Source organism: Stenotrophomonas sp. 220_Sma (genome assembly GCF_056487375.1).
The window spans coordinates 70,431-86,691 of sequence record NZ_CM151348.1 but is presented as its reverse complement, the minus strand read 5'-3'; the positions used below and the strand labels follow the sequence as shown (position 1 = coordinate 86,691).

At 68.4% G+C, this 16,261-nt stretch carries 14 protein-coding genes; 6 read left to right on the top strand and 8 right to left on the bottom strand.

Annotation, left to right across the window (positions count from 1 at the left end; genetic code table 11):
* Positions 1–30: 30 nt before the first annotated feature.
* Positions 31–549 carry a hypothetical protein gene (locus ACZLIB_RS00375; protein WP_478468880.1) on the bottom strand — a complete coding sequence of 173 codons (519 nt, stop codon included), beginning with the start codon at positions 547–549 and terminating at the stop codon, positions 31–33.
* Between the two features lie 212 nt (positions 550–761).
* On the opposite strand from ACZLIB_RS00375, the gene ACZLIB_RS00370 reads away from it, so the two are divergent.
* The 3 genes from ACZLIB_RS00370 (at position 762) to ACZLIB_RS00360 (ending at position 4,654) form a co-directional block, all read left to right on the top strand.
* Positions 762–3,251, top strand: a complete 2,490-nt coding sequence (locus ACZLIB_RS00370) for a DEAD/DEAH box helicase (RefSeq protein ID WP_478468879.1) — start codon at positions 762–764, stop codon at positions 3,249–3,251.
* Positions 3,248–4,273 (top strand): ribonuclease H-like domain-containing protein, encoded by a 1,026-nt coding sequence (locus ACZLIB_RS00365; RefSeq protein ID WP_277778865.1) that lies wholly within the window; start codon positions 3,248–3,250, stop codon positions 4,271–4,273. The genes ACZLIB_RS00370 and ACZLIB_RS00365 overlap by 4 nt, the downstream gene beginning before the upstream one ends.
* 66 nt (positions 4,274–4,339) lie before the next feature.
* Positions 4,340–4,654, top strand: a complete 315-nt coding sequence (locus ACZLIB_RS00360) for an I78 family peptidase inhibitor (RefSeq protein ID WP_049461562.1) — start codon at positions 4,340–4,342, stop codon at positions 4,652–4,654.
* 67 nt (positions 4,655–4,721) lie between these two features.
* Here ACZLIB_RS00360 and ACZLIB_RS00355 read toward each other — a convergent pair whose 3' ends face one another.
* From ACZLIB_RS00355 to ACZLIB_RS00335, 5 genes are all read right to left on the bottom strand, one after another.
* The gene (locus ACZLIB_RS00355; protein WP_478468878.1) at positions 4,722–6,794 is read right to left on the bottom strand and encodes a M56 family metallopeptidase; all 2,073 of its coding nucleotides are present in this window, start codon (positions 6,792–6,794) and stop codon (positions 4,722–4,724) included.
* A 3-nt stretch (positions 6,795–6,797) separates the two neighbouring features.
* Entirely contained in the window at positions 6,798–7,184 is a 387-nt protein-coding gene (locus ACZLIB_RS00350) for a BlaI/MecI/CopY family transcriptional regulator (protein WP_004133922.1), read from the bottom strand.
* Positions 7,185–7,288: 104 nt separating this feature from the next.
* A complete protein-coding gene (locus ACZLIB_RS00345) occupies positions 7,289–9,544 on the bottom strand; it encodes a TonB-dependent receptor (RefSeq protein ID WP_478468877.1) in 2,256 nt (751 codons plus the stop codon).
* A gap of 17 nt (positions 9,545–9,561) precedes the next feature.
* A complete protein-coding gene (locus tag ACZLIB_RS00340) occupies positions 9,562–10,782 on the bottom strand; it encodes an MFS transporter (RefSeq protein ID WP_478468876.1) in 1,221 nt (406 codons plus the stop codon).
* Complete coding sequence (locus tag ACZLIB_RS00335) at positions 10,772–11,164, bottom strand: hypothetical protein (RefSeq protein ID WP_478468874.1); 393 nt, start codon at positions 11,162–11,164, stop codon at positions 10,772–10,774. The genes ACZLIB_RS00340 and ACZLIB_RS00335 overlap by 11 nt, the downstream gene beginning before the upstream one ends.
* Positions 11,165–11,291: 127 nt before the next feature.
* On the opposite strand from ACZLIB_RS00335, the gene ACZLIB_RS00330 reads away from it, so the two are divergent.
* Complete coding sequence (locus ACZLIB_RS00330) at positions 11,292–12,239, top strand: helix-turn-helix transcriptional regulator (RefSeq protein ID WP_121504992.1); 948 nt, start codon at positions 11,292–11,294, stop codon at positions 12,237–12,239.
* 144 nt (positions 12,240–12,383) lie between these two features.
* The gene (locus ACZLIB_RS00325) at positions 12,384–13,451 is read left to right on the top strand and encodes a serine hydrolase domain-containing protein (protein WP_478468872.1); all 1,068 of its coding nucleotides are present in this window, start codon (positions 12,384–12,386) and stop codon (positions 13,449–13,451) included.
* Between the two features lie 71 nt (positions 13,452–13,522).
* On the opposite strand, the gene ACZLIB_RS00320 is transcribed toward ACZLIB_RS00325, so the two are convergent.
* Entirely contained in the window at positions 13,523–14,629 is a 1,107-nt protein-coding gene (locus tag ACZLIB_RS00320) for an SDR family oxidoreductase (protein WP_478468871.1), read from the bottom strand.
* A 195-nt stretch (positions 14,630–14,824) separates the two neighbouring features.
* Between ACZLIB_RS00320 and ACZLIB_RS00315 the strand changes: the two genes are divergently transcribed.
* The gene (locus tag ACZLIB_RS00315; RefSeq protein ID WP_004153470.1) at positions 14,825–15,133 is read left to right on the top strand and encodes a hypothetical protein; all 309 of its coding nucleotides are present in this window, start codon (positions 14,825–14,827) and stop codon (positions 15,131–15,133) included.
* Here ACZLIB_RS00315 and ACZLIB_RS00310 read toward each other — a convergent pair.
* Positions 15,111–16,166 (bottom strand): DNA topoisomerase IB, encoded by a 1,056-nt coding sequence (locus ACZLIB_RS00310; RefSeq protein ID WP_478468870.1) that lies wholly within the window; start codon positions 16,164–16,166, stop codon positions 15,111–15,113. The genes ACZLIB_RS00315 and ACZLIB_RS00310 overlap by 23 nt on opposite strands.
* Between the last annotated feature and the right edge of the window lie 95 nt (positions 16,167–16,261).

Below are 16,261 nucleotides of genomic sequence, written 5' to 3'. Positions count from 1 at the left end.
ACCGGTGGGGAGCCGGCAGGATATACCGGCCTACTTCACCGGCGGTGCATCGCCGGCATCCTGCTCCTGGGAGAACCGCAGCGCACGCTGCTGCTGTTCGGCACTGAGCTCCGGCGGTGGCCGCGCCACGGCGGCCTGGATCTGCGCCGGTCCGCCGGTGAGTTTGTTGATCCCCTTGGCCGCCGCCATCACACCCTTGACCACGCCCATCATGATGTAACCACCGCCCATGCTGACCTGCTCCGGCGACGGCGGTTCGCTCCAGTCGCGACTGAAGCGGTTGTCGCCGAACTTCACCGGGTTCTTGAAACGGTACAGATCCAGCGGCTCGTCTTCGGGCTTGAGCGCACGCACTTCGCCAAGGGTGGTGACGTTGTCCTGCGGCAGGGTGGTGGAGATCGGCGCGGTGGTTGCCGCCAGCGCATCTGCAGGAGGTTCGGGCGCTGGGTCGGGCACCGCTACCGGCGTGGCCTGCTGCGCCTGCGCGATACCGGCCAGCAGCATGCTGGCCAGGACGGCTCCCTGCGTTCCACGTCGTGCCACAGCCATCCACCCTGTTGGTTGCGTCCAGCACCCAAGGATACGGATGCCGGCTTCAGATTTCGTTGCTGCACGGGCAGCTGTTCAGCCAGGGGAGATGCGGCGACGCCACGGGACGCGAGCACTGAACGGTTCATGCCCTTGGTGTGCGGTGTCTCACATCCTGAGACGTGAGTGTGGTGCCATGTGACCCCTCGCAATCCGTCCCGGCTCGACTTTCCATGGCTTACGAACTCGCCAAGCGCACCGCCGATGCCGAGCAGAAGCTCGCCACCCGCGATGGCCTGCCCGCCCGCGACGGCGCCCTGCTCAGCGCGCGCCTGCAGCGCCGCTACCAGGACCGCATCACCGGCAGCTTTGCCATTCCCGGCCGCGAAGGCCGCTATGCGCCCATTCCCGATTCGGTTCCGCCGGCCCTGGCTGCCGCCCTGAAGGCGCGTGGCATCGAACAGCTCTACAGCCACCAGGCCGAGGCCTGGGAGGCGAGCCAGCGCGGCGAGCACGTGGCCATCGTCACCCCCACCGCCAGCGGCAAGTCGCTGTGCTACACCCTGCCGGTGGTCAGCGCGGCGATGCAGGACAAGGCCAAGGCGCTGTACCTGTTCCCGACCAAGGCGCTGGCCCAGGACCAGGTGGCCGAGCTGCTGGAGCTCAACCGTGCCGGCGACCTCGGGGTGAAGGCCTTCACCTTCGATGGCGACACCCCGGGCGATGCGCGCCAGGCCATCCGCCTGCACGGCGACATCGTGGTGTCCAACCCGGACATGCTGCACCAGGCGATCCTGCCGCATCACACCAAGTGGGCGCAGTTCTTCGAGAACCTGCGCTACATCGTCATCGACGAGGTGCACACCTATCGCGGCGTGTTCGGCAGCCATGTCACCAACGTGCTGCGCCGGCTCAAGCGCATCTGCGCGTTCTACGGCGTGCAACCGCAGTTCATCCTGTGCTCGGCCACCATCGGCAACCCGCAGGCCCATGCCGAAGCGCTGATCGAGGCACCGGTCACCGCCATCACCGAATCCGGCGCGCCCAGTGGGCCCAAGCAGGTGCTGCTGTGGAACCCGCCGGTGATCAATCCGGACCTGGGCCTGCGCGCCTCGGCACGCTCGCAGAGCAACCGCATCGCACGCATTGCGATCAAGTCCGGGCTGAAGACCCTGGTGTTCGCGCAGACCCGCTTGATGGTCGAGGTGCTGACCAAGTACCTGAAGGACATCTTCGACCACGACCCGCGCAAGCCGCCGCGCATCCGCGCCTACCGTGGCGGCTACCTGCCCACCGAACGCCGCGAGACCGAGCGTGCGATGCGCGCGGGCAACATCGACGGCATCGTCAGCACCTCGGCGCTGGAGCTGGGCGTGGATATCGGCAGCCTGGACGTGGTCATCCTCAACGGCTACCCCGGCAGCGTGGCCGCCACCTGGCAGCGCTTCGGCCGTGCCGGCCGCCGCCAGCAGCCCGCACTCGGCGTGATGGTGGCCAGTTCGCAGCCGCTGGACCAGTACGTGGTGCGGCATCCGGACTTCTTCGCCGAGGCCTCGCCCGAGCACGCGCGCATCGCGCCGGACCAGCCGCTGATCCTGTTCGACCACATCCGCTGCGCGGCGTTCGAGCTGCCGTTCCGGGTTGGCGATGGCTTCGGCCCGATCGATCCGGAAGTGTTCCTGGAAGCGCTGGCAGAGACAGAAGTGATCCACCGCGAGGGCGAACGCTGGGAATGGATCGCCGACAGTTACCCGGCCAACGCGGTCAGCCTGCGTGCGGTGGCCGATGGCAACTTCGTGGTGGTCGATCGCAGCGATGGCCGCCAGCAGATCATCGCCGAGGTCGACTATTCCGCTACCGCACTCACCCTGTATGAAGGTGCCATCCACATGGTGCAGTCCACGCCCTACCAGGTGGAGACGCTCGACTGGGACGGCCGCAAGGCCTATGTCACCCGCACGCATGTGGATTACTACACCGACAGCATCGACTTCACCAAGCTCAAGGTGCTGGACCGCTTCGACGGCGGCGTGGCCGGCCGGGGGGATTCGCATCATGGCGAAGTGCACGTGGTGCGCCGCGTGGCCGGCTACAAGAAGATCCGCTACTACACCCACGAGAACATCGGCTACGGCCCGGTGAACCTGCCCGACCAGGAACTGCACACCACGGCGGTGTGGTGGCAGCTACCGCAGGCACTGCTGCTGCGCGCCTTCGCCAGCAAGCAGGATGCGCTGGATGGCTTCCTCGGCGCCGCGTATGCGCTGCACATCGTCGCCACCGTAGCGGTGATGGCCGATGCGCGTGACCTGCAGAAGTCGGTGGGCAACGGCGATGGTTCCTGGTTCGCGATCGCCGACCAGAGCGGCCGCGGCCAGCTGCGCGGCAGCGAGGGGGATCCTGGCGTTGTCGAACTCCTGCAGGAGTTCGTGCCCACCGTGTACCTGTACGACAACTTCCCCGGCGGCGTCGGCCTCAGCGAGCCGCTGTGGCAGCGCCAGGCCGAGCTGGTGCAGCGCGCGCGCGAACTGGTGCAGCGCTGCGACTGCAAGGCCGGCTGCCCGGCCTGCGTGGGCCCGGTGCTGGCCGCGCAGGAAGAAGATGAGACCTCGCCGCGAGCGCTGGCGCTGCGCGTGCTGGACCTGTTCGATGCCGAGGCCTGCCAGCACGTGCCCGACGTGGTGGTGACCACGCGCGATCCGATGGAGCTGCTGGCCCCGTGAGCCTGAGCCTGGACAAGCTGCGCCTGCTGCGGAAGCAGGCCGGTGACCCGAAGGCAGTCACGCCGGCTGCGCCCGAGCCGCCGCCCGCAGCACCTGCGGCACCGGTGGCCGCCAACGATGCGCGGCAACCACCGGCCGAGCGTTCGGTGTTCGCCTGGGTCGAACAGGAAATCCGCCACAAGCCGACCGGCGCTGCGGCCTCCACACCGGCACCCGCACCGCTGCGTCGGCCGGAAGTGGGCAGCCTGCATCGCCTGCTCGGCCTGCGTTCGCGGGGTGGAGCCGCGCCGGCACGCGCCAGCGCGCAGGATCGCCAGCTGCCCGGCGAGGAAATCGCACCGGGCCTGTTCCTGATCGAGTCGCTGCAGCCACAGCCGATTCCGTCGCAGCCGCTGTCGCTGGATTTCGCCCGCCGCGAAGGCGAACACGTATCCCCGCTCGACCTGCTGTTCTTCGATACCGAAACCACCGGCCTGGCCGGCGGCACCGGCACCCGCGCCTTCATGATCGGTGCCGCCGACTGGCATGTGTGCCCGCAACGCGGCGAAGGCCTGCGCATCCGCCAGCTGCTGATGGCGACGATGGCCGCCGAGGATGCGATGCTGGCCACCTTCGCCCGCTGGCTGCAGCCGTCCACCGTGTTCTGCAGCTACAACGGCCGCAGCTACGATGCGCCGCTGCTGAAGGCGCGCTACCGGCTGGCCCGCCAGCGCTGCCCGATCAGCGCGCTGGATCACGTCGACCTGCTCTATCCCACCCGCCGCCGCTATCGCGGCACGTGGGAGAACTGCAAGCTGTCCACCATCGAACGCCAGCTGCTGCGCGTGGTGCGCGAGGACGACCTGCCCGGTTCTGAAGCGCCGGGCGCATGGCTGCGCTTCCTGCGCGGCGGCGACGCGGTGAACCTGCGCCGGGTGGCCGACCACAACCACCAGGACGTGGTGACCCTGGCCCTGCTGCTGCAGCGGCTGGTACGGGAAGAACAACGTGAGCGCGAAACCCTGGCGCTGGTCGGGCAGTAGGCGTTGACGCAGCCTGACGGTGGCAGCGGTGACACTGCCGCCACCATCCACGCCTGGAGCCCGACGATGCGCCTCAATCCCCTGGTCCTGCTCGCCATCCTGCCCTTGGCCGCCTGCAGTCACGCCGGCAGCAGCACCACCCACGATCCCGCGCCAGCGCCCGTGGCCGATGCCGCGCACGAATGCAGGCCGGAGGCGCTGGAGGCCTTCACCGGCAAGACCGCCGACGAAGCCACGATCAAGAAACTGGTGGCTGACAGCGGCGCGCGCGGTGCACGGGTGGTCAAGCCGGGCATGGCGGTGACCATGGACTTCCGCCAGGACCGCGTGACCGTGCAGGTGGATGCGCAGAACCGCATCGAGCGCGCCAGCTGCGGTTGATCGCCTCAGGGTAGTGCCGGCCGCTGGCCGGCACCCCACATTGCCGGCCAGCGGCCGGCACTACCGCTCAGAGGCGCTCGGCCTTGCCGCTGGCCAGTGCGCGCGCGATCACCTGCTGTGCCTGCTGCGATGCCTGCGCATGCACGCGTGCCTGACGCTCGCCCAACGCGGCCTGTTGGCTGCCCAGTGCCGCCTGTCGGCTGGCCAGTTCAGACTGCTGGCTGGCCAGGCGCTGCATGTCACGGGTGCGGCCGGATTGCGCGGCCTCGCTGCGGGCTTCCTGCATCGCACGACGTGCCTCGGCGGCGGCCTCGCGTGCGCCCGCCATGTCGTTGGTCACGCTGCGCGCCGCCTCACGCACACCGGCCACGTCTACGGTCAAGCCACGCACCGCCTTCACCGCTTCCGCGGCAGCAGCTGCATCGTGGGCCGCACCGCGCGCCGCCTTCGCCGCTTCCGCCGCCGCTTCGCGGTTGATGTCATGCGCAGCCATCGCGCTGCGCGCAGCCTCGGTGGCGGCCAGTGCGATGCGACGCGCCTCCTCGCCCTGCAGGCGGCCCATCTCGCCCATCTGCCTGCCGAGTTCGCCCTGCTGGCGACCCAGCACACTCTGCTGGCGGCCCAGTTCGCTCTGCTGGCGGCCCAGATCCACCGCGCCGCTGTAGGCACGCTGCAGGGTCTGGATCATCATCGGGTCACGCACCACGTAGCGCTTGTCACCCTGGCGGAACCACAACGCCGGGCCCTTGCCGAGCTGCCTGCGGGCCACCGTCACGTCGTCCATGCCGCCGTTGGCGAAGGTCGAATCGCCATCGATCAGCACGAAGGCCTCTCGAGGCGGCTTGCCCAGATCGAGGCGACCGTAGGTGGTGATGGAGGTGGTCGAGGTGGTCGAGGTGGTCGTGCCGTCATGGTCCTCATCCATGCCAGAGGCATCCTCGACGTAGGCCACGTCGGCATCGTCAGGACCGGACGGTTCTTCGGCATCGGCCGGCTCGGCAGGCGCTGCAGGCGCGACCGGCACCGCCGGAACGCGCGCGGACGACGGAGGTGCCGGCGGAGCCTTCGGCGGCGGCGGCACCACGGCCTTCGGTGCGGCCGGCGGCGCGGGCGGGGCCGGCGGCACCGGCGCAGCGACCAGTCGCATCGGCGCCACGCCCACCAGCACCACCACAGCGGTCAACGCCATCGCCAGGATGCGCGGGCAAGACCGGCGCGACTGCAGCGAGAGCAGGCGACGCTTGAGGCTGGTGGTGTTCGGCGCGGCGCTGGCCACGCCCAGGTGTGGCTGCGGTGCCACGCCAAGCTGCAACAGCAGGCGACCGTAGGCTTGACGGCTCGCGCCATGCTGGCCAACCACGGCCGCATCCACCGCTTCTTCGCGGGCCTGTGCGTATTCGCGCACCGACAGGCGCAGCAGCGGGTGGAAGAAGAACAGGTGCTGGGCCAGTGCGGGCAGCAGGCCCCACTGCAGGTCACGCCGCTGCAGGTGTTGCAGTTCGTGAGTCAGTGCCAGGTCCAGCGCATCACCCTGCAGGGCGTTGTCGCCGGCCGGCAGCAGCAGCACCGGGCGGAACGGCCCGACCAGCTGCGGTGCGTCCACCTGCGCGCTCATCCACAGCCGCGGCGCAGGGCGTACGCCGTGGGCATCGGAGGCCAGCTGCAGCGCCTGCACCAGCGCTTCGTCCTCGCAGGGATAGGCGGCGGCCAGCAGCGCCCTGCAGCGGCGCCACTCACCGAAGGTGCGCAGGGCCATCAACAGCACACCGGATGCCCACAGCGCAGCCAGTGCAACGGCCCACCACGCCACTGCCGGCACGTCCGCTGCAGGCACCGGCATCGTCGCCAGCAGCTGCGCCGAGGCTTCCGGCGCCAGCGGGTAGACCAGATCTGCGGCAACGTCAGTGGCGGTCATCGCCACCGCCTGCGGTGCCGGCAGCCAGGCCAGCTGCAGCGGCTGGCTCCAGAACAGGCCGAGCACGGCCTGCAGCGACACCAGCCACCACAGGCGGCAGCGGGTGGCCGCCGACAGCGACGGCAGCGCGCGGCACACGCCGTACACCAGGGCCACCAGCAGCACGGTCTGCAGGCTGGTCCAGCCCAGCCGTTCCAACAACGGGATCAGCATCGTGGTGTCCATGGCTCAGCCCTCGTGGCGGCGCGATTGGAGTTCGGCGACCAGCGCTTCCAGCTCGGCCAGCTCGTTGTCGCTGACCTGCTGGCGCTGCGACAGGTAGGCCACGAACGGCGACACCGAGCCCTGCAGGGTGTTGTCGACGAACTGGGCCACTGCACCCTGCAGCACGCTTTCCGGGCCACGCGTGGCCTGGTAGCGGTAGACGCCGTCCTGCTGCTGGCGACGAAGATACCCCTTAGCCCGCAGCCGCTCCATCATCGTCAGCACGGTGGACCGGGCCAGGCCACGGGCCTCGCCGTAGCCACTGGCGACCTCGCCGACGCTGGCCGGCGCATGTTCATCGATGTACTGCAGCAGGGCCAGTTCCTGGTCCCCGATCGTCTTGCCACGCATGACACCACTCCCTTGACTACACGTGTCGCCACTTTCTGCGTGACGACAACTGTAGTCAACCCCCCGGAAGTCATGGGCCGACGAACGGTAGGGGGGCGTGCCCCTCAGTACTCCACCCGATACCCGATCGAGAAGGTCCGCCCCGCCGCCGGCAGACTGGACATCTTCCCGTAGGTCGCCTCGGCCTGCTGGCCATAGACCGTGCGGTAGTCACGATCAGCCAGGTTGTAGATGCCGACACTGAAGCGGCCGCCTGCCAGCGGCAGCTCGCCGATCAGGTCGAACACCGCATAGCCGTGGATCTTCGCCGCCGGGGTAGCGCGGATGCTGGGACTGATCGCTGCGAGTGGCGCATCGCGCCAGGCACGATCGGTCCCGCCCACCACTTGTCCCTGCAAGCGCAGCAGGCTGTCATTGGCGAAGCGCCACTGCCCATGCACACCCGCCTTCAAGGGTGAAACGCGGAACGCATTGAGCTCACGCCAACGTCCGGCAGCATCGCGGTACTGGCCCCGGGTGCTGGCAAGGCTTGCGCCCAGCTCCAGCTGCGCCGTCGGTGTGTAGCGCAGGTTGGCCTCCACGCCCCACACGCGCTCATCGGTGTCGGCCACCGACACGCTGTAGTCGCGGTTGAACTGCACGGTCTTGTCCGAGCGGTTGTAGAACGCGGTCACCGCGCTCTGCAGCGATGCATCGCTGCGGCGCCAGCCCAGCTCATAGCTGTCGACCTTGATCGGGCCGACGTTGCGGCTGTCGATGACGAAGCTTGCCGGTACATCGCGCAGCATGCGCTGGGTGTCGGGCAGGCTGAAGCCCTGCGAGACGTTGGCGAACAGCTGTTGCGATGCATCCAGCCGGTACACCACGCCCGCATTGAACAGGGTCTGCGAGTGGCGCACGCGGCCGCCCCGCAGCAGGTGCGGCTGATACCCGGCAACGGCATCGGCGGTGATCGCTTCGGTGTAGGGAAGTGAATCCTCGACGCGGTTGCGCAGGATCTGGTGGCGCACGCCGGCCTGCACGCTGAAGCGCTCACTCAGCGAATGGTCGGCCTGCAGGAACAGGCCGGTGGTATCCACGCGCACGTCCGGCCCCATCGCGTACTGCGCGGTGGGCTGGTAATCGAGACCGTTGCTGGCGATGAAGCGGTTGATGTCATACATCTGCCCGCGCTGGCTGTCCTGCTCGCGCTCGTGGTCCACGCCGTACGACAGCTGCAGGCTGCGGCCCGCCACGTCGAAACCCTTGTGCAGCGCTGTGCGCAGGCCCCACACATCGATATCGGTATTGGACTGCATCGCCACATAGGCGAAGCCACCGCGCAGTGCCGGGTGCACCAGCGTCGACACCGACGGGAACCAGCGCCCCTGCTCGTTGCGGTAATAGGCTTCCACGCTCAGTTCCTGCCCGCCCAGTACATCGCGGTTGCGGTACTGCGCATTCACTCCCTGGTGCCGGGTACGTGGCTGCGCCTCCAGCTGCAGGCCGGGCAGCGCCTGGTGGCTGGGCGTGAATGCTGGGTTGAACAGCGCAGCCAGGCGCGGGCCATAGTCGGGGCCATGATCACTGTCCTGCTGATCGTCGAACCAGCGCACGCCCACGCTCAACTGCTGGCTGTCCGTCGGGGTCCAGTCGAAGCGCGCATTGAGTTCGCGGGTCTCGGTGTCCTGCCGATCAGTCTGCGCGATCTCCGGGCCGATACGGCGGCCATGCGCATCCAGCGATGCGCCCTGCCGGCCATAGGCGAAGCCGAACGCGCCACTGAACTGATCGCCGCGCACGGTCATGGTCTGCGCGGCGTTCCAGGCCAGCGTGTCACTGGACAGATGCGAGGGGCTGCGCAGGCCGAACTGGCTGGCCAGCTGCACCGGCTGCTCACCGGGCTGCAGGGTGATGATGTTGATGATGCCGCCACTGGCACCGGCGCCATACAGCGCGGTGGCGCCGGAGATCACCTCGATGCGCTCGATCATGGTCGGCGAGATGCTGTTGAGCTGGCGCGACCCATCGCGTGCGCCGGTCAATGGCACGCCATCGATCATCACCTGCACGCTGCGGCCACGCATGGTCATGCCGTAGTTGCTGGTGGTCCCGCTGGCCGGCGCCAGCGACGGCACCAACTGGCCGAGGATGTCGGCGGTGCTGCGCCCGGCGGTGATCTGCTGGGCAATCTGCTCGCGCTCGATGGCATACACGGTGCCGGCGATCTCGGCCACGCTGCGTGCGCCTCGCACGGCGGTGACACTCACCGCATCCAGTTGCCGGGTGCCAGCCGTAGCGGACGTATTCTGCGCCGCCAGCTGGCCACTGATGGCCAACGCCAGCATCGCCAGCGGAAGGGTTGCTGCGGTATGCCGCATGGTGTCCTCGTTGCGTATCAGGGGGAGTTCGTGGGTGCTGCGAAGCGGCGCATCAGCGGCCGGCACAGCAGCAACCCGAGCGCCGAAACTGCCGCCAGCGCGATGTAGTAGATGGGGTAGCCCAGGCCCTTGGCGAGGAAGCCAGACAACGCGCCGCCGATGAAATTGACCAGCAGCTCGAAGCACACCAGCAGGGTGAAGTCAGTGCCGGCCTGGGCACGCGAACTGACCCGCATGAACAGGGCATACAGGCTGGTCATCGACACATAGCGCAGCGCCAGCAGCGCGATCACCAGCGCGCCCAGGCCCCACCGTGACGACGCCATCGCACCGCTGTAAAGCATCAATGCCAGCAGTACATACAACACGGTGCGCCACCAGCCAGCGTGCATCAGCAACTGCTCGGCCCGGCGCTGCTTGAGCAGCCAGGCGGCGGCCACCGCAGCCAGCATGCCGGTACCGGCGCCGCCCACCGAGATCAGCAACCCGATCTCAGTCAGGCTGAACTGCTGGTCGACCAGCAGCGGGTTGATCATCGCCATGGCCGGCGCTTCCACCAGCCGGTACAGCACGATCAGCAGCAGCGCCCAGCGCAGTTCGGGGCGACGCAGCGCACGCAGGATGCTCGGCCGCGGCGCGTCGGGCCTGGCAGGCGTTTCATTGATCTGCTGCACTGCCAGCAGGGTCAGTGCGCTCATTGCCGCCAGGCTCAGCAGGGCCACGCTCCAGCCGCGGGTTTCATACAGCCACAGCACGCCGGCGCCACCGATCATGCTGCCCAAGGCCACGCCCACGCTCTGCGCCATGCTGCCCAGCCGGTGCTCGGCCGGCGCCAGCGCCTCCACGGTATAGCCGTCGATGGCGATGTCCTGGGTGGCGGCAATGGTCGAGATCCACATGCCGACCAGCACGAACACGACCAGGCCATGATCCAGGCCGGTGAACGCCAGCACCAGGATCCCGGCCAGCAGCAACAGCTGGGTCAGCCACAGCCAGCTGCGGCGGCGACCGAGGGCCGGCAGATGCCAGCGGTCGACCAGCGGTGCCCACAGGAACTTCAGCGCCCACGGCAGGTAAAGCAGCGACAACATGCCGATCCAGCGCAGATCCACGCCCTGGCTGCGCAGGATGGCCGGTACCGCCACGTTGTAGAAATACAGGGGCAAGGCATGCGCCATGTACAGCGCGACGATCACCCCAAGGCCGAACGGCGAAGCGGCGGCGCGCTCAGTGCGCATCAGCCTGCTCCAGGTGCTCGCCAATCCAGCGCATGCCCGCGCCGGCATCGGCGGTGACGAAGTACGGCACGGCCCACGCCGCATGCAGCGCCGGAGTGTCCAGCCGTTGCTGCTCGGCGGCATCGCTGGCGATGCGCACCAGGCCCCGGCAGTACTGCCGGAAGGCGGCCTTGTACTGCTTGTACCAGACCGCCTGCAGGGCACGGTAATCGTCGCAGAAGGTGGTACCGGGCGCGGTGCTGGCAACGAAGTAGAAGGGGCGGTGGGCATCGATCAGCGCCTGCACGCGGTCCAGCCAGTACCGGATCTGGTGCGCATCCACCGCGCCATGGAAGACGGCACGCAGCACCACCGCCTCGTTGATCACCAGACCCATCGCCATCGACCTTCTTGCTGAACAGGGGAAAGGGGCAGCGAGCCCCCGCAAATGAGAATAATTTGCAATACCATTGAAAGTTTAGGCGCGACGAAAGAAAATTTAGCCACGACAGCATTCGCGGGTGCCTTGCATGCAGGTCTATTCCTGCGCCGAACTGATGAGCGCCGCCCACGCGCTGGGCGGCCGGGTCGACTTTGAATCGGGCCTCCCCGATGCGCTGCCGGTGCTGGCCGGCTGGCAGCAGGTGCAGTCGATGGACAGCGGCCTGGTGCTCTACCTCAGCCGCAGCCAGGACATGGTCGGCGGCCGCAGCCAGAACTGCCTGCCTGCGGGTCTCACCGCCAGCTTCCTGCTGCAGGGGCAGGCCGAAGTGGTCATCGCCAACCAGCGCCTGCAGATGGACAGCCGCCGGACCGGGAGCCCGGCGATGCTGGTCCACCTTCGTGAGGAGGAAGCGTTCCAGCGCCATTGGCAGGCGGGTCGTGAGGAAACCAAGGTCAGCCTGCACCTCGGCCAGGACTGGTTGTCGCGCCAGCTCGATGGTATTGCATCGGCCGGACTCACCCGCCTGCGACTGAGCCACGCACGCAACCAGGCGTGGCAACCGCCTGCGCCACTGCTGCGGCGGGCCGCAGCGTTGTTCGGGGCGGAAACGGCGGAGCCGCCTCTGCTGGCCAGCCTGCAGCGCGAGAGCTTTGCGCTGGAGGTCGCGGCGAGCGTGGTTCGATCCGTGATCGCCGAACGCGAGGCGCCTGCCCCCAGCGCACATCTGCGGCGTTGCGTGGACCAGTTGCAACAGTGGCTGCAGAGCGGCGAGGCCGATGGCCTGACCATCAACCAGATGGCGCGCAGGCTGGGTACCAACGCCGTCGACCTGCAAAGCACCTTCCAGCAGCTGCACGGCAGCAGCATCGCCGCCTGGCTGCGTGCACTGCGCCTGCAACGGGCGCACGATGCCCTGCTGCAACGACGGGTGTCAGTGGACGTGGCGGCCAGCGTGGCCGGGTACGCCCATACCAGCAGCTTCAGTGCCGCGTTCAAGCGGCAGTTCGGAAGGTCTCCTTCCCGGATCCGCTAACCGCAGCAGGCACGCCCCGCGCGCACAACCAGTACCTGCCACGCAGCGCAGGTACTGCTTAAACCTTTTACGCACCCGCTGCATCCGATCCTCGACGCCCCGCCGGAATCCCGCATGTTCCGCCCAACGCTTCGAGTCATGCTCATGCTCATCACTGCCCTGCCCTTCGCCGCCATCTCCGCCAGCCAGGACCAGGCCAACGACCAGACCCGCCGCCTGATCCGCCAGATCATGCTGGAGCAGCGCATTCCCGGGCTGCAGGTCGCGGTGATCAAAGACGGGCAGATCGTGTTGTCCGAGGCCTACGGCCTGGCCAATGTCGAGAACGGTGTGCTTGCCTCGCGCGACACCCGCTTTCCGCTCAATTCGGCCACCAAGGCGTTCACCGGCGTGGCTGCCGCGCAGCTGGCCCAGCAGGGGCAGCTGGATCTGGACGCGCCGACCTCGCGTTACCTGGATGATCTTCCGGCAGCGTGGAGAGACGTACGCGTACGCCAGTTGCTTGCGCATACCTCAGGCCTTCCGGACATCCTTGATGCGAATGGGCTGTTGGGCGGTGGCTCCGAAGCGCAGGCGTGGACAGCCGTCACTGCGCGGCCGGCCGAAGCCGCACCCGGGCAGCGCTTCGCCTACAACCAGACCAACTACGTACTGCTGGCACGGATCATCGCGCAGCAATCCGGCATGCCCTACGAACGTTTCCTCGCCACCGGCCAGTTCAGCAGCGCGCGCATGGCCCGCACCACCTTCGGCGACAGCTACGACCTGATTCCGGATGCGGCGACGATGTACAGCCTGGCCCCGCGTGCCACCGACGCAGCCGATGCACCGCCGCGCCTGTCGCACTGGTTCTACGACATTCCGCCTTCACTGTGGGCCGGTGGTGGCATCCTCACCACCGCCGACGACACCGCGCGCTGGCTGGTCGCGCTGACCGACGGGCGCCTGCTTCAGGATGCAGCTCGGAAGAGGATGTGGACCGCAGAGCGCCTCACCGATGGCCGTGCCGGCCCATGGGCGGGTGGCTGGCCGGTGCTGCGCGCATCGCCCGACCTTCAGGTGGCCGGCATCGGTGGCGCGCGATCGGCCTTCATCGTCTACCCCGACCGCGGCGTGGCGGTAGTGGTGCTGACCAACCTGGTCGGTGCCAATCCACAGCAGTTCATTCCGCGCATTGCCGATCTCTATGCGCCTGCGGTGACCGTGCCCTGAGGCTGCCGGCCAGCGGCCGGCCTACCGGAGCATCGGCCGCGCCGACGGCCATTTCCGGCAGAATCGGTGCGTCAGCCGCGCGGACCGCCCATCACCGGCAGGATCACCCCGCTGATGTAGCTGGCACAGACCGGCGAGGCCAGGAATACATAGGCCGGCGACAGTTCTTCAGGCTGTGCGGGCCGCCCCATGTCGCTGTCCTTGCCGAACTCCGCCACGTCCTCCGCCGGCTTGTCGGCCGGGTTCAGCGGCGTCCACACCGGTCCCGGCGCCACGCAGTTGACCCGGATGCCACGTGGTAGCAATTGGCTCGCCAGCGATTTGGTGAACGCATGGATCGCGCCCTTGGTGGCCGAGTAATCGATCAGCGCCTTGCTGCCGAAGATTCCCGTTTCCGATCCTGTGTTGATGATGCTCGCGCCCTCGCCCAGATGCGGCAGTACCGCGCGCGCCATCCGTATGTAACCGCCGATGTTGGTCTGCAGGGTTTCCTGCAGATGCGCGTCTTCCAGGTCTTCCAGCCGCTCGCAATGCAGCTGGAACGCGGCATTGTTGACCAGGATGTCGATGCCGCCGAACGCCTTGGCCACCTGCTTGACCGCCTTGTTGCAGAAGCGCGGATCGCGCACGTCGCCGGCGATCACCACGCAGCGGCCGCCTTCGCGCTCCACGTGCTGGCGGGTGATGTCCGCGTCCTCGGCCTCGTCCAGGTGCAGTACCGCCACATCGGCGCCTTCGCGTGCGAACAGCACCGCCACTGCACGGCCAATGCCGGAATCGCCACCGGTGACGATCGCACGCATCCCCTGCAGCTTGCCGCTGCCGGTGTAGTCCGGTGCAAGGAAACGCGGCGCCAGCTCCAGTTCGTGTTCATGCCCGGGCTTGGCCAGCTGCTGCGCCGGCATCGCCTCCGGCTGACGGCGTGCGCCTGCCTGGGTCGCGGTCTTCTTTGTTGCCTTCTTTGCCGCGCGCACATCCTTGGCCTTTTCCTGGTCCTGCAGGCGCCGCTGCCGGGCCGCGACGCGCGCTGCCCGCGGATCGCTGGCAGCCGCCTTGCGGGTTGCGGTCTTCACCACGCGCGGGCGATCGGGGTCGGCGACGGTCTTGGTTGCGGTGCTGCCTTTGCGCACCTTCGGCGATGCCTTGCGGCGGGCGGGGGGCTTCTTGGCGGTGGCCATGCAGGTCTCCTCGGGGGGGAATGGGGTTGCCGGCCAGCGGCCGGCACTACCCGGGGCGGCATCCGCCGCGCCTGCAGTGTCTCCACCTATGCTGTTGGCGGCAGTGAGCGCACCGTGTCCACGATGTGCACGGTATTCATTCCGCCACCACGTGCGACGTCGCACGCTGCACGCAACCACACAAGGAACGCCACCATGAAACATGCCATCGCCACCACCGCCGTCTGCTTCGCCCTCGCCGCCTGCAGCAGCACACCGATGGCCCAGGTGCAGCCGATCGACGGCGTGATTTCCGGGCAGTGCCACAGCGACATGGTGCGCGGCGCACTGGGCCTGGCCGCTTCGGATGCCACCGTGGCCCGCGCACGCGTGGACAGCGACAGCCTGCATGTACGGGTGCTGCGCCATGACGGTCCGCGGGTACCGCCGGCCAGCGAAGGCGGCGACCGCCTGACCATCGAAAAGGGCCGCACCAACAACATCACTGCGATCTACTGCGGCTGAGCCTGCGCGCCCTGCGCAGCACGCGCAGGGTGGCCTGTTCCCACTGGCGCGGCCCACGCAGGCCGGCCAGCTTGGCCAGTTCACCGCGCTCCCAGCCGGCGAACACGCACGGGTCGATGTAGGCCTTGCGGCACACCGCCGGAGTGTTGCCCAGCAGCGATGCCACTTCGCACACCACCGCGCGCTGCGCCTGCGCCAGCGCGCGCTGACTGGCCGGTTCCGGCAGTTCGGTGGCGGCAAACGCCTGCACCGCCGCCACCGTGCCACCCCAGGTGCGGAAATCCTTGGCAGTGAAGTCCTCGCCCATCACCTCGCGCAGGTAGTCGTTCACCGCGCCGGAATCCACCGGCTGCAGCGCACCGTCGTCATCGCGGTACTGGAACAGCGCCTGCCCCGGCAGCTGCTGCAGGCGCCGCACCAGCAGCCCCAGCCTGCGGTCGCCCACGGTCACCTCCTGCAGCTGCCCGGACTTGCCGCGGAAGCGCATGCGCACCCGGCCGCCGCGCAGCAGTTCCAGATGGCGGTTGCGCAGTGTGGTCAGTCCGAACGAACGGTTCTGTTGTGCATAGATTTCATTGCCAACCCGAACCAGGGTGTCCACCAACAGCGCCACCACCATGGCCAGCACCTTTTCCTGCGGAAACCCAGGTCGCTTGAGATCCCGCGACAACCGCCGCCGCAGCGTAGGCAAAGCCTCGCCAAAGGCGATGATGCGGTCGAACTTGCCGGCGTCGCGCTCCTTGGCCCAGTCGGCGTGGTAGCGGTACTGCTTGCGGCCGCGTGCATCGCGGCCGGTGGCCTGCAGGTGGCCGTTGGCGTACGCGCAGATCCACACGGCGGTATACGCCGGCGGAATCGCCAGCGCACGGATGCGTTGCAGGGTGGTGGCGTCGCGTATCGCGTGACCATCGGCATCGCGGTAGCTGAAACCCTTGCCGGCGCGGCGCCGGCTGATGCCCGGCTGGGTGTCATCGACATAGCGCAGGCCGGCCGCGCGCGCGGCCTGTCGTTCGGGGGTGGAGGGGGTTGGCATGTCGGTAGTGTCGCCGTCGCCATGCCGCGATCCTGTCGATAACACAAGACAAACACGTGAGGGCCGGTTCGCCGCTATGCTCGGGTCTTCACAAC